Source organism: Peribacillus butanolivorans (genome assembly GCF_001273755.1).
GTDB classification, from domain to species: domain Bacteria; phylum Bacillota; class Bacilli; order Bacillales; family DSM-1321; genus Peribacillus; species Peribacillus butanolivorans.
Genome location: NZ_LGYA01000001.1, coordinates 530,730 through 555,000, shown reverse-complemented (window position 1 = coordinate 555,000; position 24,271 = coordinate 530,730). Strand labels below are relative to the sequence as shown.

General features: G+C 36.8%; 19 protein-coding genes and 2 pseudogenes. 9 read left to right on the top strand and 12 right to left on the bottom strand.

Features of this window, described 5'->3' with window-relative positions:
* Positions 1–278: transposase (locus AKG34_RS02695; RefSeq protein ID WP_180320451.1), on the top strand; the 278-nt coding region annotated here is incomplete at its 5' end.
* A 202-nt stretch (positions 279–480) separates the two neighbouring features.
* Here the strand turns inward: AKG34_RS02695 and AKG34_RS02690 are convergent.
* Positions 481–948 carry a UPF0158 family protein gene (locus AKG34_RS02690; protein WP_053344662.1) on the bottom strand — a complete coding sequence of 156 codons (468 nt, stop codon included), beginning with the start codon at positions 946–948 and terminating at the stop codon, positions 481–483.
* A gap of 64 nt (positions 949–1,012) precedes the next feature.
* Entirely contained in the window at positions 1,013–1,453 is a 441-nt protein-coding gene (locus tag AKG34_RS02685) for an SRPBCC family protein (RefSeq protein ID WP_053344661.1), read from the bottom strand.
* 563 nt (positions 1,454–2,016) lie between these two features.
* On the opposite strand from AKG34_RS02685, the gene AKG34_RS02680 reads away from it, so the two are divergent.
* On the top strand, positions 2,017–3,240 hold the full coding sequence (locus tag AKG34_RS02680; protein ID WP_236694861.1) for an alpha/beta hydrolase family protein: 1,224 nt from the start codon (positions 2,017–2,019) through the stop codon (positions 3,238–3,240).
* Between the two features lie 502 nt (positions 3,241–3,742).
* On the opposite strand, the gene AKG34_RS02675 is transcribed toward AKG34_RS02680, so the two are convergent.
* The 3 genes from AKG34_RS02675 to AKG34_RS02665 all read right to left on the bottom strand — a co-directional run bounded on the left by AKG34_RS02675 (position 3,743) and on the right by AKG34_RS02665 (position 7,937).
* Complete coding sequence (locus AKG34_RS02675; protein WP_053344659.1) at positions 3,743–5,035, bottom strand: MFS transporter; 1,293 nt, start codon at positions 5,033–5,035, stop codon at positions 3,743–3,745.
* Between the two features lie 696 nt (positions 5,036–5,731).
* On the bottom strand, positions 5,732–6,439 hold the full coding sequence (locus AKG34_RS02670) for a GntR family transcriptional regulator (RefSeq protein ID WP_053344658.1): 708 nt from the start codon (positions 6,437–6,439) through the stop codon (positions 5,732–5,734).
* Between the two features lie 88 nt (positions 6,440–6,527).
* Positions 6,528–7,937 carry a glycoside hydrolase family 1 protein gene (locus AKG34_RS02665; RefSeq protein ID WP_053344657.1) on the bottom strand — a complete coding sequence of 470 codons (1,410 nt, stop codon included), beginning with the start codon at positions 7,935–7,937 and terminating at the stop codon, positions 6,528–6,530.
* 533 nt (positions 7,938–8,470) lie between these two features.
* Here AKG34_RS02665 and AKG34_RS02660 point away from each other — a divergent pair.
* Both AKG34_RS02660 and AKG34_RS29540 read left to right on the top strand, forming a co-directional pair.
* A complete protein-coding gene (locus AKG34_RS02660; RefSeq protein WP_053344656.1) occupies positions 8,471–9,739 on the top strand; it encodes an ATP-binding protein in 1,269 nt (422 codons plus the stop codon).
* Positions 9,740–10,231: 492 nt separating this feature from the next.
* A pseudogene (locus tag AKG34_RS29540) lies at positions 10,232–10,348 on the top strand (YjcZ family sporulation protein); the annotation flags it as partial.
* A gap of 954 nt (positions 10,349–11,302) precedes the next feature.
* Here AKG34_RS29540 and tatC read toward each other — a convergent pair.
* From tatC to AKG34_RS02640, 3 genes are all read right to left on the bottom strand, one after another.
* Positions 11,303–12,049 carry a twin-arginine translocase subunit TatC gene (gene tatC, locus AKG34_RS02650; protein WP_053344655.1) on the bottom strand — a complete coding sequence of 249 codons (747 nt, stop codon included), beginning with the start codon at positions 12,047–12,049 and terminating at the stop codon, positions 11,303–11,305.
* A gap of 64 nt (positions 12,050–12,113) precedes the next feature.
* Entirely contained in the window at positions 12,114–12,296 is a 183-nt protein-coding gene (locus AKG34_RS02645; RefSeq protein WP_053344654.1) for a twin-arginine translocase TatA/TatE family subunit, read from the bottom strand.
* Positions 12,297–12,308: 12 nt separating this feature from the next.
* Positions 12,309–13,946: a PhoX family protein gene (locus tag AKG34_RS02640; RefSeq protein ID WP_053344653.1), complete on the bottom strand. Its 1,638-nt coding sequence runs from the start codon at positions 13,944–13,946 to the stop codon at positions 12,309–12,311.
* Between the two features lie 352 nt (positions 13,947–14,298).
* On the opposite strand from AKG34_RS02640, the gene AKG34_RS29210 reads away from it, so the two are divergent.
* Positions 14,299–14,427 carry a hypothetical protein gene (locus AKG34_RS29210; protein WP_255264060.1) on the top strand — a complete coding sequence of 43 codons (129 nt, stop codon included), beginning with the start codon at positions 14,299–14,301 and terminating at the stop codon, positions 14,425–14,427.
* 274 nt (positions 14,428–14,701) lie between these two features.
* Here AKG34_RS29210 and AKG34_RS02635 read toward each other — a convergent pair whose 3' ends face one another.
* From AKG34_RS02635 to AKG34_RS02620, 4 genes are all read right to left on the bottom strand, one after another.
* Positions 14,702–16,225, bottom strand: a complete 1,524-nt coding sequence (locus AKG34_RS02635) for a sodium:solute symporter family protein (protein WP_053344652.1) — start codon at positions 16,223–16,225, stop codon at positions 14,702–14,704.
* Entirely contained in the window at positions 16,222–16,422 is a 201-nt protein-coding gene (locus tag AKG34_RS02630; RefSeq protein WP_053344651.1) for a DUF3311 domain-containing protein, read from the bottom strand. The genes AKG34_RS02635 and AKG34_RS02630 overlap by 4 nt, the downstream gene beginning before the upstream one ends.
* 12 nt (positions 16,423–16,434) lie before the next feature.
* Complete coding sequence (locus tag AKG34_RS02625) at positions 16,435–17,622, bottom strand: M20 family metallopeptidase (RefSeq protein ID WP_053344650.1); 1,188 nt, start codon at positions 17,620–17,622, stop codon at positions 16,435–16,437.
* A 236-nt stretch (positions 17,623–17,858) separates the two neighbouring features.
* On the bottom strand, positions 17,859–19,157 hold the full coding sequence (locus AKG34_RS02620; protein WP_053344649.1) for a hypothetical protein: 1,299 nt from the start codon (positions 19,155–19,157) through the stop codon (positions 17,859–17,861).
* An 807-nt stretch (positions 19,158–19,964) separates the two neighbouring features.
* On the opposite strand from AKG34_RS02620, the gene AKG34_RS02615 reads away from it, so the two are divergent.
* The 4 genes and pseudogenes from AKG34_RS02615 to AKG34_RS28570 form a co-directional block, all read left to right on the top strand.
* Positions 19,965–21,152 carry a DUF2515 domain-containing protein gene (locus tag AKG34_RS02615; protein ID WP_053344648.1) on the top strand — a complete coding sequence of 396 codons (1,188 nt, stop codon included), beginning with the start codon at positions 19,965–19,967 and terminating at the stop codon, positions 21,150–21,152.
* Complete coding sequence (locus AKG34_RS02610; protein WP_053344647.1) at positions 21,145–21,525, top strand: CBO0543 family protein; 381 nt, start codon at positions 21,145–21,147, stop codon at positions 21,523–21,525. Before AKG34_RS02615 ends, AKG34_RS02610 begins: the two co-directional genes overlap by 8 nt.
* 406 nt (positions 21,526–21,931) lie before the next feature.
* Positions 21,932–23,722 (top strand): S9 family peptidase, encoded by a 1,791-nt coding sequence (locus AKG34_RS02605; RefSeq protein ID WP_053344646.1) that lies wholly within the window; start codon positions 21,932–21,934, stop codon positions 23,720–23,722.
* Between the two features lie 248 nt (positions 23,723–23,970).
* A pseudogene (locus tag AKG34_RS28570) lies at positions 23,971–24,271 on the top strand (DUF2515 domain-containing protein); the annotation flags it as partial.

Below are 24,271 nucleotides of genomic sequence, written 5' to 3'. Positions count from 1 at the left end.
TAAGCAAAGACCATCAAAAAGTGGTGACACGCCATATCTGGCAAAATTATATGGAAGAAGCAGATCATCTGCGTCATCACAACGATGTAAAACCTATATATGCGAAACGCAAAGAAACAATAAAGCGTGTATTCGCAGATGCAAAAGAAAAGCATGGTAGACGTTGGACTACTTTAAGGGGACTTAAAAAATTGTCGATGCAGGCGATGCTTACATTCGCTGCCATGAATTTAAAGAAGATAGCCAATTGGACATGGCAAGGTCCAAGAATGGCTTAATAAAGTGGGCTCGTAGAGGCCCAATCTCTTAATCTTGAGCAAAATTCAAAGGGAATTTCAAAAGGGGTCCGGAATTAAAACATTCTGGACCCCTTTTGTCTACAAACTGAAATCATCAAACTAAAGGTTTGATGATTTTTATTCTTAAAATGATTCTTGCTAGTTAGTCTCATTCACGCTTATAGAAAGCACTTTGTCTTATCTATTCAATATAGTTGACGTTATTATCTTGACACCATTTTTTAGCAATTTGTTTAAAACGCTCGTCACGATATGAATACCATTGATCTTCGATTTCAAAATCTATTATTTTGTCCTTGAATTTTCTAAAGGCGCCCTTTCCCTTAATTTCTAATAATAAAGAATTTCGCTTTCGTAGATCACTAACAGTTAGGCAGAAGTCTTCCATCATTTCATATTCATTGACATCATATTTAGTTGGTAACTCTATGTAATTCTCAAAGTTTTCAACAACATCATTAGCAACCCTTAAATTTTCTTGTTGCCAATCAGGTAAATGATTGAATGGTTCATCATCTTCAGCAGCTCTCAAATCATTAGAAGTTACAAAAAAAATTTCACCCGTATTAATATTTAGAAATGATTGAGACTCTTCAAACTGCATTTCCATTTCTTCAATAATATCTTTAAGCTTTACTTGTACATTCATGATATGGGATCACCTTCTATATTTTTTTAGAATCGCACCTGTTAGTTCAACGAGAATTATTTTACTAATGGATTAAAGATGCCCTCAAATTATTAATGCCATTTTCCAAATAACCCTTTAAACAAGTTAACATATATACCCAACCCTCTTTTTGTCCTATCATTTTGTTTATTATCTCGGGGTCATCTTCTTTAAAGCCTAATTCGTTTACTTCAATAATTGTCCTCGTATTATCCAACTCTTTTAGTGTAATTGTAACAACCGTTTCTTGACCATATCCTCCCCACGAGAAAACAATTTTTTTATCTTCCTCGACTTCCAATACATTGATAACCACTTCACCATTGTATTCATCATATCTCCAAGTAATCGTCTTGCCTTGTTCCACTCTTCCAGTTCCCGATGAAAACCAATAATTAGACATTTTTTCAGGGTCTACTATGGCTTCATATACCTCATTAACTGGTTTGAGTATTTTAAATTTCGTAGTTACTTGAGTATCCATACAAAATCAACTCACTTTCGGAATATTTGATAATTCTTCCATTATATCTATATCATCATTAAATAAACAAATTATATACTTTAACTTCTAAAAAAGTCCTTTTATTTATATAGTTCTTCTTCAAATAATCTGCCCCGTTACCAAACCAACTCCCTTATTGAAGTAAAGCACCAGTTAGTTCATTATTTGCTACCACAACTAAAAAGTTACAGTTAAGCGGAAGAAAAACTTTTATAATAAGGAAAATTATTGAAATTAAATGTTAAAATGTAGTTGTATTAGCAACTAGAAGAAGACTAATCTGACTTGTTAAGGAATGAGTGACTGAATCAAACAAAAAATTTGATCGCACTGTATTAGGCTTTATTCGAGTTATAAAGGACTGGCACACTAACTTTCTAAAAAAATAACTTCTGTGACTATTATCTATAGGCTGGAAAGGGGCTCTTATGAAAAGACTGTTTTCGATTATGTGTATCATCGTAAGTGCTTTAGTATTATTGCTAGGGTGCAGTACTAAGGAGAAAGAAAAGGTGGAAAAAAATTCGAAGGAGGTTGGCTCGTTGAAAGCTATTGAAGGTACGTGGGAAGGAGAAATAATGATTCCAAATCAGCCGCTCCCGATTATTGTTCATTTCACGAAGAAAGATGGAACGATAAGTATTCCTGTACAAGGATTGAACAAATTCCCCTTAACAAGTGTAAAGTTAAATAAATCAGACTTGTTTTTTGATATGAAAATTCAAAATCAGCAAATAACGTTTGATGGGAAAGTAGATCAGGAGAAGATTTCAGGAACATTTGTTCAGCAAGGGCAAGAGTTTCCTTTTGAATTGCTCAAGAAATCTGAGGAAAAAGTTGAGGAAAAAAGATCAGGTGAAGTTGTGCAGGCCGACTTGAAGAAAGGAACCATGTATGGACTTTTAGAAACACCTAAAGATGAAGGTCCTTTTCCTGTGATGATTATAATTGCGGGTTCTGGTCCGACTGATAAAGATGGGAACTCCATTGCACTTCCTGGGAAAAATAATAGTTTGAAATTGTTAGCAGAAAGTCTTGCAGAAAAAGGTATCGCAAGCATTAGGTATGATAAGCGCGGAATTGGGGAAAATATGAATTTGGCAGGAAAAGAAGAGGATCTCAGATTCGAACAATATATTGATGATGCAACTGCATGGGTTCAATTTGCTAAAAAGGATAGCCGCTTTTCTAAAGTTGGCATCATCGGCCATAGTGAGGGTTCATTAATTGGAATGGCAGCTGCAAAGAAAACAGAGACAGACACATTCATTTCATTAGCTGGAGCAGGCGAACCAATTGACCAAGTACTTCTTAAACAGCTTGAAGAGCAGCTGTCACCGACGTTATTAACAGAGTCTAAAGATATATTAACAAAACTAAAACAAGGTAAACAAGTTGAGACTGTAAGTGCAGACTTGCAAAGAATATTCCGTCCTTCTGTTCAACCTTATATGATTTCTTGGATTCAATATAATCCGAGAGAATTAGTAAAAGAGCTAAATATCCCTGTTCTAATTGTAAACGGTAATAGAGATATTCAGGTTGCGTCCAGTAATGCAGAAGCGTTACATAAGGAAAAAGGAGATTCTGAATTACTTATACTCGAGAAGATGAATCATGTATTGAAAGAAGCGCCTGTAGATCGAGAGGGAAATCTAGCAACCTATAGAAATCCTGAACTACCATTATCATCTGGATTGGTGAATGGAATTATTGAATTTTTAAACGAATATGACATATCCAGTAATGAAAATCAAAAAAAATAATTAATAATTGGGGGTCTCCTCGGGATGTGTAGCTTTGAAATAAAGATTGATCAAAAGTTCCTCGTGCCCCCTAAGCTTCAATTATTTTTTAGCACAGCAAAATGAAATTCACCTGCTGTGACCATTTTAGCAGCCAAAGAGCCTCTTCTATATTATGCAATGTAATCGCAAAGCAAAATAATAAAATGAAAGAAATCCATACGCTACCTGCTTTCCTAAATGAGTTTCTACGGCCCTTTAGGTATATAAAAATATTCTTTAGCACTTCATTCTACATTTATATATTCTAAATAAAAACAGCTTGTTAGGTTTCCAAAATCTAACAAGCTGTTTTTATCAAACTTCAATATAAGTTATCAATCTTTTTTTCCGCAAATATCAAATAACCTTGATAAATATACAAATAGAAAGAGCACGTTTTGAAAAAAGATTGGTCAAATCACATATTCAATTGAATGAATAATTTTGTGCATTTTCCATACTTCTTAACTTTAAAAGTCCATCATTCTTTACCTCTAAGGGACCAAATGACAACTGGAATAAGCAGTAGTGAAAGGATAGCTCCGGCGAATGAGAGTGTTGCATAGCTGTAATGAGCTACAACCATGCCAGATAGTGCACCGCCCGCTGCTCCTGACAAAGCGATCAAAACATCGACAGATCCTTGCGTCTTTGCGCGAGTGGAAGGGTGAGTTGAATCAACTATCAGCGCTGTACCACTAATCAAACCGAAGTTCCAGCCAAGCCCAAGTAAAACAAGTGAGGTGTTGAGCACCAGCATGGAATCAGCTGGTCCACTGGAAGCAAGTATACAAGCAGCAAGCAGAGTGGCACCAGAAGCGATAACCACTGCAGTTCGTCCAATTTTATCTACTAAGAATCCAGTTACTAAAGAAGGCAGAAACATCGCTGCTATGTGAAAACCAATTACTACCCCTATCTCTTTCAAATCATGTCCATGATGTCCCATATGTATAGGTGTCATTGTCATAATTGCAATCATTAAAAAATTAGTTAAGGTCATTACTGTAGCTCCGGCAACAATTCCTCGCTTGTTTATCGTTGGTGCATTTGAATCTTTGTTTGAAAGTACGGCATTGTGTGTTTTTTGAACATCTGCCATTGCTTTTGCAACAATGAAAGGGTCTGGACGAAGTAAAGCTAATAACACCAAACCAGCAAGGATGTAAGCTACAGCCGCAAGAATAAATGGACCAGCCAAAGAAGGAACACCGATTGACCAAGCCAATTCGCCCATTATATTTACCAAATTTGGGCCTGCAACAGCACCTAATGTGGTTGATACCATAGCAATACTGATAGCTGTTGCCCGCTGTTTAGAACTTGCCAAATCTGTACCGGCATAGCGTGCTTGTAAGTTTGTAGCCGATCCAGCACCATAGATTAGCAGTGAAACAAATAAAAGTGGAATGCTGTTAATTAATGCTGAAATTACTACCCCGACCGCGCCAATACCACCAGCCAAGAAACCGGTCGCGAGTCCAGAACGGCGTCCAAAACGTTGGGAGAGTTGCCCTACAATCAGCGCTGCTCCTGCAGAACCTAATGTGAACAATGCAGTCGGAACCCCTACCATACTCTCTGTACCCAGCATGTCTTGCGCAAGAAGTGCTCCGACGGTTACACCAGCTGCAAGACCTGCCCCCCCGAATATTTGTGATATGACAACAATCAGCAACGTACGTCGATATAACTGTTGTTGTTTTTCTGGAGAATCAATATATGTTTGTATCCAATCTGGTTGATTTTTTCTACTTTTTAATGCTTCAGACATCATTCTGTCTTCCTTTCCGAAGAACTTTTTTTCTTCCTAATTAAATTGTTATTTCAATTATTTTTCAAGAGGTAAAAAAAAGATAATTTACGGAATGCTATTACTTCTATCGCAGCGATTTACCTTACATTACTGACGGACCTTATTTTATGTAATACCATGCGAAATCTACAGTAGCTCTTTTCTCCAATTGTTTTGCCTAGATAATTTTGCCCAATTCCGTTTAGCGATTAGTAATTAGTATAATACCTACTAATATGACCATCAATAATTTTCAAAAAATTTTGTCTAATAACTTTCCTTTTGATTAACTAACCTCCCTCAATAGTTGAATAAAAAAAACTACCTTAAAGACAGCTCCGATTTTCAGCTAAGGCACCTGTTAAATATGTTCATTGTTCAAAATGGACGAACTTCCTCCTTTTAGGGAAGTCTGTCCAGAAATCATTATTACGTAATTGGGCCGGGTTAAATAATTCCAAATCATTGTGCAATCGTATATAAAGGAGACGATACTTTGTCAAAGTATCGCCTCTTAGATTAATAATATTTTTTAATTAGATATATTATCAGCAACATCAATAACAAAAAATCACTTGGATAATTTACTTAAATCACTAACACATTTAGGAAGGATAAAAGCTACACTGTTCAATTCCAATTAGAAACAGAAGTCTTTACCGGTTCAATCTTATTTTATTTAAAATTGATTCGATTTAAGATTTTTGCTTTTTGATAATGGAAAACTGATTTAGATAATTCAAAGATGGTTCCGTTAGATAAGCATACTGTATTTTCAATAATCAATGCTGGATCTAGCGGATTAACATGCAGCTCTATCGCACTTGCTTCATCGATTTTTTCGCAGTTAATTACTTTGTCAGCAAAACCAATGTTTAATTTTAAGTCCTCTATAAGATAACTGTAAATAGAACTCGCTGCAATATCTTCATTTAAATATGGCACAATATCTTTTTTAAAGTAACTTATTTCAATTGAAAAAGGTTCTTTATCTACAATTCGTAGCCGCTTAATATAATAAAGTTTTGTTCCCACTTCACATCGCATTTGTTTTGCGTTTACTTCATCAGCTTCTAGCACATGTAAAGCCAGAATTTTCGTCTCAATTGTTTTTGAAGTCAAATCTTTTGTTAATCCTCTGAGACTGCCTAAATTAATATAATCTGTTACAGATTCTTCCCGTAAAAACATGCCGCTGCCTTGCACCTGATAGATATAGCCACGATTGACCAGCTGATTAATTGCTTTTCGAATCGTATTTCGGCTCACTTCAAATTTTTTTATCAGTTCTTCTTCTGTCGGCAACTTTTTTGTTTTATCAAACTTACCTTCCTGTATTTCACATTCTAATCGATCAGCAATTTCTTTATATTTTACAGCCATATTATCTCCCTATTAATCGTCCTCAATCATTTACTGCTTCTATTATACACAAAACCTCTTGATTAAAATCAAGAGGTTGTCTTATTACTTACAGCTCTTCTCCTCTCGTCTCAATAATATGCTTATACCAATGAAACGACAGCTTTTTCTTTCGGTTTAAATGATCATGATGATCCACGTAAATAAATCCGTATTGCTTTTTATACCCATTTAACCAACTTAATAGATCAATGACAGACCATGCGTAATACCCTTTTAAATGAATGCCTTCTTTGATTGCACGCTTTATCACTTTTAAATGTTCCTCAATATATTTAATACGAGGAACATCTACTATTTCGCCTTCAATAATCGGATCCTCATCACCAAGTCCGTTTTCTGTTACATACATTTTAATATCACCATAACGCTCTTTTAACATATGCAGCCCGTCTAAAAACCCTTGAGGTGAGATTTCCCACCCCCATTTTGTATATGTTTTATCTTCCATTTTTACGGTCCGATAAAAGCCATCGAAAGACGGGTTGCCTGGAGCTAGAGTAGAAGTTTCTCTTGAATGTTCCATGGATGAATCAGCCTCGTGATTTTTTTCTACTCGAATGGGCTGATAATAATTAAGTCCAATAAAATCATTTTTTCCAGCATTTCTTTTTAACGTATCTAATTCTTCTTCTGTCCAACTTGGCGTCCAGCCTTTCTCCTTTAATTGCTCAACCACATAAGACGGATATTCACCTTTTAAAATTGGGTCATAATACCAAAAAGTTTCATATTCATTAGCATGTCTAGCAGCTAATACATTCTCATGTTTATCATCTACGCTGTAAGCTGGTAAGAAAACATGGGTAATACCAACCTCGCCGTAAGATTTTAGTTCTTTATAGACTTCTACAGCTTTTGCATGTGCATAAAACACGTAATGTGTCGCTTGAAAGTATTTATACTCATCGTTTTGGATACCAGGCGGGTGAGCTCCTTTTAAATAGCCTAATCCGCAGAACATAACCGTTTCATTAAACGTAATCCAATGTTTGACGCGGTCTCCAAATGCCCGAAAACAAATTCCTGCATACTTGACGAAGGCCTCAGCTGTTCTCTTATTCGTCCATCCTCCATCTTCTTCAAGCGTCAGAGGCAAATCCCAATGATACAGCGTAACAAATGGAACAATACCATATTTTAAACATTCATTAATAACATTATTATAAAATTCCAAGCCTTTTTCATTGACTTCTCCGTCTCCTGTTGGCAAAATACGTGCCCATGAAATGGAAAAACGGTACGATTCAAGTCCCATCTCTGCCATTAATTTTATATCTTCTTTGTATCGATGATAATGGTCTATGGCTACATCACCGTTAGTACCCCCATACGTTTTCCCTAGAATCTTTGAAAAGACATCCCAATTCGTTACACCTTTACCATCTTCATTCCATGCTCCTTCTATTTGATAAGAAGCAGAAGCTGCTCCAAATAAAAAATCATGTGGAAACTTCATTACAAACCCTCCGTTTTTATACCAACCTATTAAATTTATCATTATATATAATATTTATAGGTACAAATATTAATGTGATTATATACTTTTTTTCATTATTTGACTACATAAAATTCGTAAAACATTAAAACATAAGTATAAAAGATAGTATCTACTGTAATGGAATAATTAAATCCAAGTGCCATTAATAAAACAAAAATAAAAGACGTTAATTCTACCGAATCAACGCCCTGCTTTTAGTTGAAGATGAAAATAAACTTACTTACCTTTTCGAATTTAAATTAATAGTAATAATAATGCCATTAACCCTAGTAGTACAATCAGAATAAATCATTCTTTATAGTTTGATCATTTCTGTTTTCCTTATTCCATTAAAGCGCCCTTTAATGAAGTAACTGGATGGCGTTTCTAAACAAGTCTTTATTTATATTTAAACGTCGTTCTAGTCAATTAACAATTACCATATTAAAATCCTCCTTTTTAATGTTATTCCTGTATAATAGACCTAGTTGTTAATTTTTCAGGAGAATCCAATGAATTTTATTTATATTAATCAAAACATATTAGATAATCTCTTTTATATCTTAGTAAGTATTTTGATTTATTCCATTTTATTAGATCATGGCAAAAGGTTAAGTCAGTATAGCAAGACCCTTATCACTGCATGCATGAGCATTCCTATTATATTATGTATGAAGCTTCCTATTTATATAGATGAATATTGTGTCCATGATCTCCGGCAAATCCCTTTTATTATAGGGACACTTTATGGTGGTTGGCCTGTAGGGGCTGCTCTGTTAGTCATACTATTAACTTTTAGATTTGCTTTTTATGGTTTCAATTTACTTACGGTAATTGTTTATATCGTTATATTTATTATAACGGCCTTATTTTCTTCAAAATTTAATACTTTTAATAGAAAAAATAAGCTAAATAGCTCCATACTATTAATTTTGTTTCTAGGAATACTAACCAGCTTTATTTCACTCGTTATGTCTGATTATTTTCGAATAACGGAGGCGTATGTATTTTACTTTATCATCCTCCCTCCTTTTATCATCGTTTTGGCTGTATATATCATGGAAATTTTAAAAGATGCAATTTTAATCCGAACACAAATGGTGAGACTTGAAAAGATGGAGATAGTTAGTCAACTTGCAGCTAGTATTTCACATGAAATTAGAAATCCTTTAACAGTTGTGAAAGGGTTTGTTCAACTGCTAAAGGCTTCTGATCTCTCTCAAGAAGTAAAAGAACAATATATAGAACATGTTGTTAGAGAACTTAATAGTGCAGAATCAATTATTAGTGAATACTTAGCATTTGCAAAACCTGCAATCGAAAAAGTGGATACTATTTTAATAAACCGTGAAATAGGATATGTAATTGAAATGATAAAACCATTAGCTAACATGAATTTAGTTAATATATCTGAACAGTTAACTCCAGGCATTACGCGTGGGAATATTCAACATTTCAAGCAATGCTTCATAAACCTGATTAAAAATGGTATAGAGGCTATGCCAAACGGCGGGGAACTTAGTATTATTTCCTATGAAAATAATTTCGACATAATTATCGAAATAAGTGACAATGGAATAGGAATGAACAAAGAACAAATAAACCGTTTTGGTGAACCTTATTACAGTTGCAAAGAAAAAGGTACAGGGTTAGGATCAATGTTAGCTGTTAAGACAATCCAAACGATGAATGGTACTCTTAATATAAATAGTGTTTCGAATAAGGGAACAACTATTACAGTAACACTTCCCGCTTATCATGAAGATTATTCTAAAAAATAAGTAATGAATCTATTTTTTTAGTAATATCGATTTTTATTATTTCATTTACAGTAGTGTTTTCTTGAATAGTATAAAAGGAATTATTATTACGATAAAAGAACCCACCACGCCTCTTAACTAATGCGGACCAAGGTGGGTCATTTTTTATTCAAGTAGAAATGCTAAAGTGGATCCTGAAAAAAAGAAGTTGCATGATCAAAATAGAATTTTTTATCAACCTTTATTAAAAATTATCGAACTTTATGTAGACCTATAATTTTGGTAAAACTGATAAAGGAAGTTCTATGGTTAAGGATTTTTGGAACGCTTTGTGTAGCTTTGACATAGAGTTTTGTCAGAAATATCGTGCGTGCCTTCATTTTACATTCAATAAAAAGAAACCATTTTGAAAAAAGACTTCAATGAACTTGTGTCATTTTCCTGATTAGAGCATAAGGTGATATTACCCATTTAATTAATTTCCTCCTTAAAAACAAATAAGGAGATGTCAATATGTCAGGTTGTGAATCAAGGTGTGACGACGGTTTTGGATTTGGTGGAGGTTTCGCCTTTATAGTCGTTTTGTTTATACTCTTAATCATTGTTGGAGCTAGCTTTGTTGGTGGATACGGCGGCGGTTACGGCGGCGGTTACGGCGGCGGTTACGGCGGCGGTTACGGCGGCGGTTACGGCGGCGGTTACGGCGGCGGTTACGGCGGCGGTTACGGCGGCGGTTACGGCGGCGGTTACGGCGGCGGTTACGGCGGCGGTTACGGCGGCGGTTACGGCGGCGGTTACGGCGGCGGTTACGGCGGCGGTTACGGCGGCGGTTACGGCGGCGGTTACGGCGGCGGTTACGGCGGCGGTTACGGCGGCGGTTACGGCGGCGGTTACGGCGGCGGTTACGGCGGCGGTTACGGCGGCGGTTACGGCGGCGGTTACGGCGGCGGTTACGGCGGCGGTTACGGCGGCGGTTACGGCGGCGGTTACGGCGGCGGTTACGGCGGCGGTTACGGCGGCGGTTACGGCGGCGGTTACGGCGGCGGTTACGGCGGCGGTTACGGCGGCGGTTACGGCGGCGGTTACGGCGGCGGTTACGGCGGCGGTTACGGCGGCGGTTACGGCGGCGGTTACGGCGGCGGTTACGGCGGCGGTTACGGCGGCGGTTACGGCGGCGGTTACGGCGGCGGTTACGGCGGCGGTTACGGCGGCGGTTACGGCGGCGGTTACGGCGGCGGTTACGGATATGGCGCCTGTTGTTAAAAATAGTATGAAAAAAGCCGACCTTTAATGGTCGGCTTCTTCATCTAATCTGCCCCTATAGTTGAAGAAGAAAAATCACATGCATGGTTTAACACAGCCTATTTTAAAGAAGTAACAATCAAAAAAATTTCGTAAAAGTATACTTTTACGAACAGGTGAATGAATATCCAGAAAAATTTTATTGATATATAATCACTCAACGGATAACATGTCCTATATTTCTCGCATAGGAATTCCTCACTTAGCTTGGTGAGCATAGAATGGTTACCCCAATTTACATAATAAAAAACGAACTCCTTATAAACAGAAGTTCGTTTTTATTTAAGACGTTTTCCTCATTTCAATGACGTTATCCGATTGCTGTTTGAGTTTTTTCCGGTAGACGATTTTTGACAATGTCACACTAAACTCGTATAAAACTAAAAGAGGCACGGTAACTAATATATCTGACATGAAATCTGGTGGTGTAATTAAAATGGCTACAACGACAAGCAAAAAGTAAGCTATCTTTCGCGCTTTTGAAAGAATCATGGGATTAATGACACCAAGAGAGGTGAGGAACATGACAACCAGCGGAATTTCGAATAAAAATCCAAACGGCAGTGTCAAGTTAATCATAAATTTAAAATATTTTTCAGACGTAAACATCGTTTCAAATTGACCTTCAGACAAAGATAGTAAAAAACCCAGAACGGTTGGATACACGACAAAATATCCGAATGATAAACCGGCAATAAAAAGGATAAACAGTCCAGGAATGTACGCTAGTGTCGTTTTTCGTTCATTCTCAGAAAGTGCCGGTTTTACAAATAGCCATGTTTGATAGGCGGCAATTGGAATCGTAAGAGCAATCGCAATCACGCCAGAAATCATAAAATATACCCAGAGGATTTCACTTGGCCCCAATACAGCTAACTTATGGCCGAGATCACGAATAAGCCATGTGTAAATGTCGTTCACAAAAATGAATGATCCAATTAAAAAAACCAGAAAAGCAATCAAAGTATAGATGATCCGTTTCCTGAGTTCCTCAAGGTGCTCAACCATAAGCATTTCTTGATTAGTCATACAGCCCCTCCTTTCTTAAATGCAAGAGGAAGATGTAAGCTTATTGCTTACATCTTCTTAAAAATTACTTAGATTGCGTCTTTTCTTCTTTCTCGTCTGATGAAATTAAATCCTTAGTAGAGTTTTTAAATTCTCTCAATGTGCTACCGAAAGCACGTCCAATTTCAGGCAACTTAGATGGACCAAATATGATGAGAGCGATGACCAAAATCAAAACCAATCCAGGTATTCCAATATTTTGCAACATTGTGTTTCCTCCTTAAAATTTAAATCCTGTAATAGCCACGACTGCCGGACGAGGCATCTTTTCACCTTTACGATGCGGCCATGTACTTGTAGGATTGTTGATATCTTCCGTTTCTTCACCAGGGTGCTGAACAGACAAGAATAGTGTCTTTTCATTCGGAGTGAAACAAGGTCCGGTTAATTCAGCCTCCATTGGAGCGGCTGCAAACTGCCAGGCAATCCCTTTATCTCGACCAACGGTAGGAATGACAAACATTCCGTTATTGCCAAAGCTTGTCCATGCACCTTGATTTAAGACACTCGATGAAATATCCGTTACGGTCCATAAATTCGCGTTGCTGTCAAAAGTTAAGTTGTCTGGTGCGCTGAATCCGCTTTGACGTCCGCCAGCTGCAAAAATTTCATATTCAAACTCAGTTGCTCCATGGTCACCTTTTTTTTCGATAAAACGTGTAATGTGTCCATGTAAGTTTCCGTGCTTATCATTATTCGTATGTGCAATAAAGATCGAGCCATCAAACGGTGAAATTTCCACATCCTCCGGTCGGTCAGTCGGTGTTCCGCCAAGAAGGAGGGCTGCTTCGTGACAGTTAGTAACAACATCACCTTGCGTTTGGAACTTTTCCAATAGTTCCGGTTTGCCAGCCGCCGCTTTTTGTACGGCCTCAATTGTCAGAGCTACCCATCTTCCTTTTTTAAAGTCCGCTACATATAAATTCCCTTCCTCAAGAAGACGGGAATTTGCTTTTCCTAATGCAGGTACATATTTATCCTTACTTACAAATTTATAGACACAAGCATCTTTTTTATCGTCTCCCATGTAAACGACGACACGTTGGTCTTTGGCAAGTCCCATTGAAGCATTTTCATGGTTAAAACGTCCAAGAGCGGTATGTTTGCGAACCGCAAAATTTGGATCGAACGGGTCAACTTCGATTACCCAGCCGTAATGTGTTTGGTTTAATCCAGCATTATTAGCGGTTTCTTCGAAGTTCTCTTCACAGGATAAAACCGTATTCCATAATGTTTTTCCACCAGAACAGTTAGCGAATGTTCCCTGAACACTTGTTGCGCCGTTTACCACTTTTGTTCCTTTGGCCGGCCCAGTAAGTGCAAAAGATGTTAATCCCGTTACTCGTCGGGCATAAGTGGAAGCAGCATCCATTTTCCATTTATTCACTTTCTTGTCATAGTACACTTCAATAATGGAACCGCCCTGGTTATAAAGAAGCTTTTCAATTTGTGTTGGAGCATATTTGCCATTTACTTTTTGTCCTTCCACGTAAAGAGGGTTTGTATATTCGTGGTTTACCCATAATAATCCTCTTTCATTGGAATTTTGAATAGGAAAGTAAAGGGTGAAATCATTATTAAAACCAAATGTGTCACCCTTACCATTGATTACATCGCCATAAGCGGCTACAACGTCATATTTAAATCCTTTTGGAAGAACGAGTTCGTCCTTATTTGTAGTTTCAATCGGAGTAAACTTAAAGCCCTTTTTCTTCGGTTTTACATGTAAAAGGCTGTCGGTTTCCGCATTAACTGTCTCGCTTAAAATACCTAAACCAGATGTGGCCACTGCAAGGGCAGTAGCCCCTGTTCCAATACGTGTTAAAAAGGTACGTCTATTTAACGGTGCGTTTTCCATAATGTCCTCCTTTATTTTCCTTGAAGACTTAGTCCTCTATTTTTTAAGAATTTCTTACTCATCATCAGCTTCATTCTGAACTGAGTTCCATCACTTATTTTGAAGCCAAACTCACCTTCTCTGCAAAATCGAAATAGACTATGTATGTACTTCTCGATTAACTTGTTAAATAGTGCCTATCCAAGCCACAAATCAAATTTAGCAAATTAAAGTAAAGATGGTATTAATTTTTTTAAAATAATTTATTAAAAATTGTAAAGGATTAGATTCTATGGATGTTCTTTTCATGAGAAAACATAAGTTCACCAAAAACGGACAAACTGTATTTGAAATAAGAAAGGAGATGTGAGATATGACAAAAAAATTTAATAAAGGTAGCCGTAATCAAAATTCACCGCAATTACACGGACAAGTTCCTGTTAGTGGGGACAACAGTAAAGGAAATAAAAGAAATAAAGATCAGAGCGCTAAAACAGAGTAATTTAAATGAAACAAACCGGTCATATTCAGACCGGTTTATTTCATTGTTAGATAATCTTCTTACTTATTTCAGCAGTAAACGATCTAAAAGAACTGAAATTACCTTCTCTCATTGATGATCAATTTCTCAATGTACCCCTTTATCTTAATCAAAAATGAAGCTTCGTTGAATAGCCAAGCGCTGGACCAACTTTGAATTTTTGACAATAAAAAATGTACATTTCTTTGTCAGTCTAAAAAAATGCCCTCCAGATCGTTTAACTGGAGGGCATTTTTTATCTGTTAGATTCTTTTTGTATTAGAACCTTGTGCTCTACTGTTGTTGTCTCTAAAACATCATTATCCTTATGAGTATTAGTAATGTTTTTTGTCATCACACTGACAACCACTAAAACTACGATATTAACAAATAGGGCGATAATTCCTACATTCAAGTCTTTAATTGCTTGAGGAAGATAAGGAAACAGTTGACCAATTTTTATGTTCCCTAGTTCCATAATAGAAACTAGCACGCCTCCTGTTATAATCCCGGCGAATGCTCCATGTTTGGTTACAAAATTCTTTCTCATCAAACTTGCGAAAAAGGCAGGAGCAAGTTGTGTGATAAAATTATAGGCGATTAAAGCGAGACTAAAGAGGGAATTTCCACCTTTAAAGGTCAAGTAAATCCCTACGAGAGAAATAAGGGGAACCAAGAATTTTACCAGTTTTGCAATCTGATTTTCCGTTGCTGATGGAGTGAATACGCTATATATATTTTTTGCCAGAGATGTTGATATTGACATCAACAGCATCGAACTTGGTACTAAAGCGGCTAACACGCCCGTGCCACCAATTAAGCCCACAAACCATGGATCAAAATCCTGTTTAGAAAGCTGCAGCAAGATAAGATCGGCTTCCGCGCCTTTTAATCCAGGCGTCTGTAAGATAGCTGCAAATCCGACAAAAAAGGCAAACAACAAAATCAATTGGTACATTGGCATTAGGATTGCATTTTTTCGTAAAGCTTTTTCGCTAGAGGCAGCATAAATAGGAGAAAACCCGTGCGGCCACATATAAAATCCAATAGAGCTTAATATAACGGTCGATATATACCACGAAACGCTCATTCCTTGATCCGGAAGTATGGTATAGTTCGGCTTTGCATTTTCAATGGCCTCATACATAGGTTGAAGACCGCCATAATAATGAAGAGGGAAATAAACTCCTAAAAATATGACAATGCCTAGAATCAGAATATCCTTCAAGATAGCTGTCCTGGCAGAACCGTGAATACCTGAAACCATTACAAAAATGGTTACACCAATTGCTCCAACCCAAATGGCAGCTGTAGATGAAATGGCCCCATAGGATGTTGCAGAGACGATATATCCTAACCCCTTCAATTGCAGGACTAAGTAGCAAGTACAAGCTATAACACCTATTACAGCAACAAGCACACCAAGATAAGGACTTTGATATTTTTTTACAAAAAAATCTGATTGGGAAACTAATTGGTGTTTCTTTGCATACCTCCAAATAGCAGGAAATGTCCAGTAGGAGATGACTGTAGCCAGGCAGCCGTATGATACGATACTAAAGATGGAACCTCCTTCCCCATAAGCCGATCCACTTGCACCTAAAAATGTAAAGGTCGTATACATTTCACCTGCGGACAAGAGGAAAATCAATAGGGTTCCCATTCCACGTCCCCCAACTGACCATTGTTCTAAGTTCATTTCTTTCCCTTTTTTAGCCTGGATACCAATCAAAACAGAAATGACGAAAAAAAACAGGATGAAAAACACGGCAATATTCATCTTGAATCTCCCTTCTGATTAGCAGGATCTAGTAGATATATAATCCCCATAATACCTGTGGTTAGCACAGACCAGAGTACAATCCAAAAGTGAAAAAATGGCATTCCTAGAACATAGGGAGTCACTTTATTTGTAAACAAAGCGCCTACAATAAAGCCAAGAAACGGGATAATTCCAAGCCAATATATTTTTTTCATACTCTTAACCCCCTAGTATGTTAGATTTAACATTTTAAAAGTCCCGTGAACAAATAACTTCACCCCATATTGTAAAGCCTGTTCATCGAAAGTAAATTTGGGATGATGGTGAGGATATATAATCCCTTTTTCTTCATTACGAGCTCCTATTACAATATAAGATCCCGGAACTACTTTTTGAAAAGCAGAGAAGTCTTCACTTCCCATAATTGGCTTTGAAATCTCTCGACTTTCTTCACCAAATACTTCACAGACCGTTTCGTCCATCAATCGGGTAACTTCTTCATCATTAATGGTCGGAGCATAACCGAACTGATAATCGAATTCATAAGTAGCCCCATGTGCTTCAGTAATTCCTTTTACAATGCGTTCGATAAAGGTTGGAATCTTTTCCCTCAGTTCCGGATTAAAGCTTCGAACGGATCCTCCAATGCTTACACTACTTGGAATAACATTAATCGCACTTCCCGCATGGAACTGAGTCACTGAAATCACTAGAGCTTCCTGTGCATCATGATATCTCGAAACAATGTGCTGGAGATTTGATACAACCTGAATTCCAATTGCAATGGGATCAACCGTAAGTTCAGGCTGTGAGGCGTGCCCCCCTTTACCCACCACGGTAATTGCAAAAGTATCAGCTCCAGCCATAATCGGACCGTAACCCAAACCAATTTTCCCTAAAGGTAGAGTCGACAAGAGATGGGTGCCAATGACCATATCTACTCCTTCAAGCACACCTGCTTTCACCATCTCTTGGGCTCCACCGGGCGGCAGTTCCTCAGCATGTTGAAATAAAAAGCGAACCTCCCCTTTAATTTGATTCTTTAACTGGGTAAGAATCTTTGCCGTGCCAAGCAGCATCGCCGTATGCCCGTCATGTCCGCAAGCATGCATCGCGCCTGAATTCTGTGACACAAAGTCAAAATCATTCTCTTCTTCAATTGGAAGCGCATCCATATCTGCCCGCAGTGCAATAACCTTCCCAGGCTGCTGGCCAATTAAACGAGCCATTATACTCGTTTTTGTCGGACGTGAAATTTCCAAATCACCAAAAGTTTGTAGCGTTTCATAAACAAATTGTGCTGTTTTTTCTTCCTGAAAAGATAGCTCCGGATACTTATGTAAATATCTTCGCCACCCAATCACTTCATCTTTAACAGCCTCGATTAAATCATGAATCATTATCGTTTGAGACATCCACTACAACTCCTTTTTCATTCAATTTACATAACAATATCTATTTTCGGATAGTTTAAGGAAGAAATTCCTTAAATGGAGTATAATATTCCATAAGCTTTATTTCAATATTTTTTTGAAAATTCTAAACTATTTTTCCTGACTGAATCCAATAGTTAATTTTTCCCTTTCAACGCTTTAATATGCTAAATTAAGGTACAAAATAAATAAGCACCCAAATTATGGGTGCTTATAATTTATAATAATCGATAAATTTTACTCGGCCTTCCACGGGTGGCGTTTGACTCTTCACCAACGCATTGTGCCAAATCAACTTCGCACATATCCGCAACAATACGCCGTACATTGCGCTCTGTCATCTCAAGATATGTCGCTAAGTCCTTTGTAGTAAAATCACTCCACCCCATTCTTTGAACGAGAGCCGATATCTTCTTATACGTTTTAACACTTATATTACCCTTTTTTAACTTTTCTATAAGGAGTTTATTGTGGGTACGGGTATCATATTGTAGTTCTTTCTTTTTGCCTGGTGATTCAATAATTTTGCCATCATCTTGAATAATCACAATTTCACGCTTCTTCATATCCTTTGAATGTTGAATAGCACGAAAAGCATTGATTTCCGCCGAATAGGCAGTCTCGCCAAAGCCAATTCCAACAGCAACTGTTGTATCTGCTTCAAAAGCCAATTTTTGAATGGTATCTTCAAGCGTAATAATTTCTCGTTCAATTGCGCCGCGTGAACTAAAAATCATGTATCTTCCATTCCCTTTCTCTGAAAAGGAACCATTTATTTTTTCACCAAGTTGAATTAACATTTCTTTTAGCCGGAGCTCCAAGTACTGTAAGTGATAAGGAGTTTTCATTTCCTCTGCCACTCTGTTAAAATATTCAACTTCAATGATTTCAACTCCGATTTGTGTGTCTTTAAAGTAGGAAGTCTTTACTTTTTCAGAAAGAATCCGAAGCGTTTGTCGCACTTCCATCTTACTCATCGTCATCCGATAGGCTGGAATCCCGTATTCCCTTAAAGCTTCACACACAGACGGAAAACAAGAAAAAGCGCCTTCTGTCCTTCCCTTATTCCATAAATTCAAGTGAAAATGTACCAATTCATTCGTATCAACATCTGACTCAAACACTTTCGTATAAATCTTTTGGGTTTTTATATTCAACTGTGACAAAGCTTCTTCGCTAATATTATTTGAGGACATAGTATCAATACTTAGATGCTCAATAATTTTCCCCTGTTCGTAGATCATCTCTAAAAAAGATTTATAAAAACCTGATTCCGTAGCAGGAACATGGACCATTATTTTATCTGTACCTAGTGTTTTTGTCGCAATTTCATAGGGAAGTGGACCAGAAAAAAGCCATGCATGTACGTGAGAATTATGTTCTTTTACAATTTCCTCTACCTCTTCGGTATTTACATAGGGAAAAGAGATGAATTCCAACTCATGTTTATATTCTTCTGCCAAGTCCAATATCTGTTCTATAGAAGTTTTTAGACCGACTAGTCCGATTTTATACATCCTGTATTCGACTTCCTTTATCATCTGTAATATATTCATTGTTCTTTATAGAATATCCTAGTTTAACATAATTCACATTATCGTAAGTTCTAATTCTTCTGTTGTTTTTCCATAATTCATTCTTTTTATCTAATTTGTATTAGAGTTCTGTTAGTTTGGTTTGTTACTCTTGATCGTATAAATAAATCAAGAGAAATGAAAAATAACAGTAGCAAAAAGAAAAGAATGATAGAAATGATATTTATATCTGTAAAAATATACTTAACCACACCAACATTTCCCTTTTACACCATCTTATCATGCGATATGAAAGAAAAATACCTTGTATACGTTATTCATGTGAGGTTTACAAAACATCTTCACCATTGATAAATCAACGTTGACGCCTCTCAAGCGCACCTAAATGGCTGCGTAAGGGGATATTTATGCAAATCTTATTCAATAAAATGGTTCAATTGTTGAACAAAGATCAAACAGCACTCTTTAACTATCCTCCCTCAATATTGAAAGTAACTTTTCACTCAATTTATCTTCTTAGAATACTTTAAATACTCATGATTTTCTTAGTACAGATAACATTAAAATGTGCGCGCTACCTCTTGTACGAAAAAACGATCATCATTTGTTCCTCATGTTCGTAATAAACTGATGATAGCTACACTGTTAAAATACCTTTAAAAATCCTTACTAGAAGTTTAAAAGATTGATTTCTCATAAATAGATTGAAAAATTTGATCACCTGTTGGTTATTTCGATAACCTATTTGGCCTAAAAAGAAGAACATTCATGTTAACGGGAGGAAGAAGGATGCATCACAACGATCGGAAAAGGAAATGGAACGGATTTTCCAAGACGTTTCCGTATTCTCTTTTAGATGTAAAAGATGAATTAAAGAAAAAAGGTAAAAAACAGACTTCTGTTAAAACGTGGGAGTTAACGGGAGAAGAGACAGTGTTAATACAGGAAATTAAAGAACAAACAAGACAACACAACAATAATAATGTGACGCGAACGCATGCCTATTTTCAGTTTTACCTCCGTTACCCAGAAATACACTGGGCACTACTTGGACATATGGTATCGCGTAATGGCGGTTGGAATATGACGGATTTAAAAGGGGATTTATATACAAGACTATTGTCGGAAAAAGATCAACTTATCTTCTTTTCTTTTTTGGAACGAGGGAACTGGTTAATCTTCCAAGATGTGTACCCACAATTTTTGTTGTATGAACAAAGTGTCAAAAGATCAAAAAGACTGTTTCATCTTCTACCTTTTTTCAATGTATCGACGTTTATGGAAACGTTATGGAACCATTTTTGGAGAACAGGTGACCAGTATATGTTAGCCATTGCCACTGTTATTAATGAACAAAGCTATTTAGAAAAAAGGGTCATTCAAAATGCCCATTTTAAAAGGACCGTACTAAATAGTATTGGATTCAAACTTTATGATTTTTTTCGCTTTAATCACATTCTTTTTCCATTCTATAAGGATGAGACCAAACAAGAAACATTACTAGTCGGGAATACAATGAAGCATTTCACCTCCCTTCATGAGCGAATATTGCTGGGCAAGCGATTATACTCACTGCTGTTTAGCCGTGAGAACATCTTATCAGGAGTAGTAGATTGGGCTCATGATCATCCACATACCGGTTCGCGAAAAGACTACTGGCCGCATTTGTTTAATGATGTAAACGAATCATTCTCCCGTGCATTTTATAAACGTCGAACAAAAAAGTGCCAATTAAGAAAAGGTGCGGATCGTTTATACAGTCCTCGATTAATATACACATGGAAAGATCTTAATCATGAAGAGGAGGAAAGCAAAGACTGGTTTGAAGACTGGCACATCATGGACTACTTAATCGATAAGGGAGAAAATATAGATGGGGAGATTTATGATGAATACTGCACAACGCTTGAAAAAATTGAACTTGCCATTCTGGCAAAAAAAAACGTCCTACTCCGAGAAGAAGCAGAAGATGAGTAACCATCGGGCTTTTGTAGCCACAATAATTTTCTCTTGTTTCATCGGAACGTATTTAGACTTACTGTTTGTAGGTAAACAAATGTATTCCTTTCCGGCAAGACCATTCCGAGATATATTTACAATCAATGTCGCTTTTACATTATTGATATTGCCAATCTTTACTACGCTCTTTTTATGGATCGCAAAAGCGTTGACTACATTTTCAAGGATACTGTTTATCGTTTTGATTGGACTTTGTATAAGTGTTTCCGAATCTTTTTCGGAGAATTTAGGATTGTTTACTCATAGCGAAGCATGGCATCATTCTTATTCCCTTTTCGGATACATGATCTTCATGCTCATTATTTGGAAATTTTATCGATGGTTTCAATAACAATCGACTGTGTTATAGGAATCTAAAAAACAAACTTGCTAAAAACAAAAAAGTACATGCCAAATTGGTGTTATGGATAAAAAAACAAAGGGTGTCACAAAAATTAAAATAAAATTTTTGTGACACCCTTTGAAATATGATAGGAGGGTTTTCCTTCTGGATTTGATGATTAAAGACTAAAATAGCTCACTACTTTTATAGATTTACTTATGGAAAAACCTTATAAAAACATTCCCGAAAATCTAGTTCTCAACTATTTTCGGCACTCATAGCCAAGATATAAAGTACATGATATATAATGCATCTAAATATAATGTTTGTGAGACGTAATAGATCCTTTTGAGCTTTTTATTATTTGGGCTATCTCAATTCCTCTCTTTTTTAGCACATTTTAAGGAGTGAATGTATGAAAGAAATTGGCATCAAATCATATTTGTCTGTTGGAACTGTCAGTAACCCTGTATATGATCCTAATAGTAATAAGTTAATCTTTATTGCTGATTATTCTGGTTTACCGCAGGTTTGGGCAAAGGATTTCGATATAAGTGAACCTACCCGAATTTCTTTTACTAATGAACGAATTACTTTTGTTAAATATTTAAACAGTTCATCACAACGCGGCCTTCTCATCGGCATGGATGTCTGCGGTAATGAGAAGCAACAACTGTTTTTACTCAAAAGTGATGGTCTACTGATTCCGCTTACCAACTCTCCTGACCATAAACATGAATATGGGGGTCAATCACCTGATGGAAAATGGATAGCCTGGTCAAGCAATCGTCGACATCCTGCCTTTTTCGATATCTATATTCAAAATGTCGAAACTTTAGAAATACAAATGGTTTTGTCAAAGGATGGACTCTATTCCTCCATCATGTGGTCTCCTGATTGTAATTCGTTATTGATTCGGAAAACAAATTCCCAGTTGGATAACGATTTAGGTTTACTGAATCTTGACACAGGAGAAATGAATTGGTTAACAGATCATCAGGGTGAAGCAAGCTATAAAAACCCTCATTTCAGTATGGATGGAGATCATCTCTATTTATTAACAAATCAAGATAGAGAATTTTTTGGGCTCGCGATCATTGATCTTTCAACAAAACATATCACTTGGCTGGAGGTGGGACAGTGGGACTTTGAAGGCCTCGCTATGAGTAAAGATCATTCAAAGTTAGCTTTTTCAATTAATGAAGGAGGTATTTCAAGAGGCATTCTTTTAGATCTAAAATCAAGTGCCCTTTATACATGGAAGACACCAATGGGGATGATAACTAACTTAACATTTTCACCCGACAATCAAAAATTAGTCTATGTATTCAATGGGCCGACCTATCCGTCTGATATATGGCAGGTTGACCTAAAGAAAATGAAGACAGAACGGCTTACTCAATCTCTTCAGACAAAGTTTTTGGAAAATAAATTAATTGAACCTATTCTTATTTCCTTTAAATCTTTTGACAATCTCCAAATACCTGCCTTTTACTTCAAGCCAAATATCCAATCAGAAAAAATCCCTGTTATTCTATATGTTCATGGGGGGCCTGAAAGCCAAATCCGTGCTGTTTTCAATCCAGTTCTGCAGTATTTCTTAAGCCTTGGCTATGCAGTAATTACTCCTAACGTACGCGGGAGTACAGGATATGGAAAAACATATACTCATCTTGATGATGTTCGTAAACGAATGGACTCCGTTAGAGATCTTGTTTCTTTAGTAGATTGGTTAAAGAAAGAAGGAAGCGCTGATCCTAATAGAATTGCCATTATGGGAGGGAGCTACGGAGGATTTATGGTTCTTGCAGCCATCTCTCACTATCCGGAATTATGGTCTGCTGCAATTGATCTCGTTGGGATTTCAAGTTTCAGAACTTTTCTTAAAAAAACCAGTCCGTGGCGACGCAAACTTCGCGAAGTTGAATATGGAACTATTGAAAAGGACGGAAACTTTTATGATCTGATTGATCCATTGAATCAAACTGACCGGATTACCAGTCCGCTGATGGTTCTTCACGGGGCTAATGACCCACGCGTCCCTATTGAAGAATCTGAACAAATCGTAAATAAATTAATGGCACGAAATCATCCTGTAAAGTTTATCTGCTTTGAAAATGAAGGTCATTCCATCGTAAAACTAAATAATAAAATTACCGCCTATACGGCAATAGCACATTTCCTCAATCATTATATTGGTAAATAATTTTCCAGGTTGATTAAAAGGAATTAGCGTACCGACTATAAGGAAATGTGCTTCTTAGTTTCTTTAAGAAAACAAAAGTCTCGTTTGATATGAGTAATAAAATTTATACTAATTTATCATAATTTTTTAAATAACTAACCTGCTCCATTTGTTGCATAAGAAAAAGAGCTGATCATCATGAAGTGAACCCAAAAAGTTAGACACTTTATTTAATTAGGCAGCCTTGAGGGCATGAATCCGGTAATCTACTGTTTAATGATGTAAACGAATCATTCTCCCGTGCATTTTATAAACGTCGAACAAAAAAGTGCCAATTAAGAAAAGGTGCGGATCGTTTATACAGTCCTCGATTAATATACACATGGAAAGATCTTAATCATGAAGAGGAGGAAAGCAAAGACTGGTTTGAAGACTGGCACATCATGGACTACTTAATCGATAAGGGAGAAAATATAGATGGGGAGATTTATGATGAATACTGCACAACGCTTGAAAAAATTGAACTTGCCATTCTGGCAAAAAAAAACGTCCTACTCCGAGAAGAAGCAG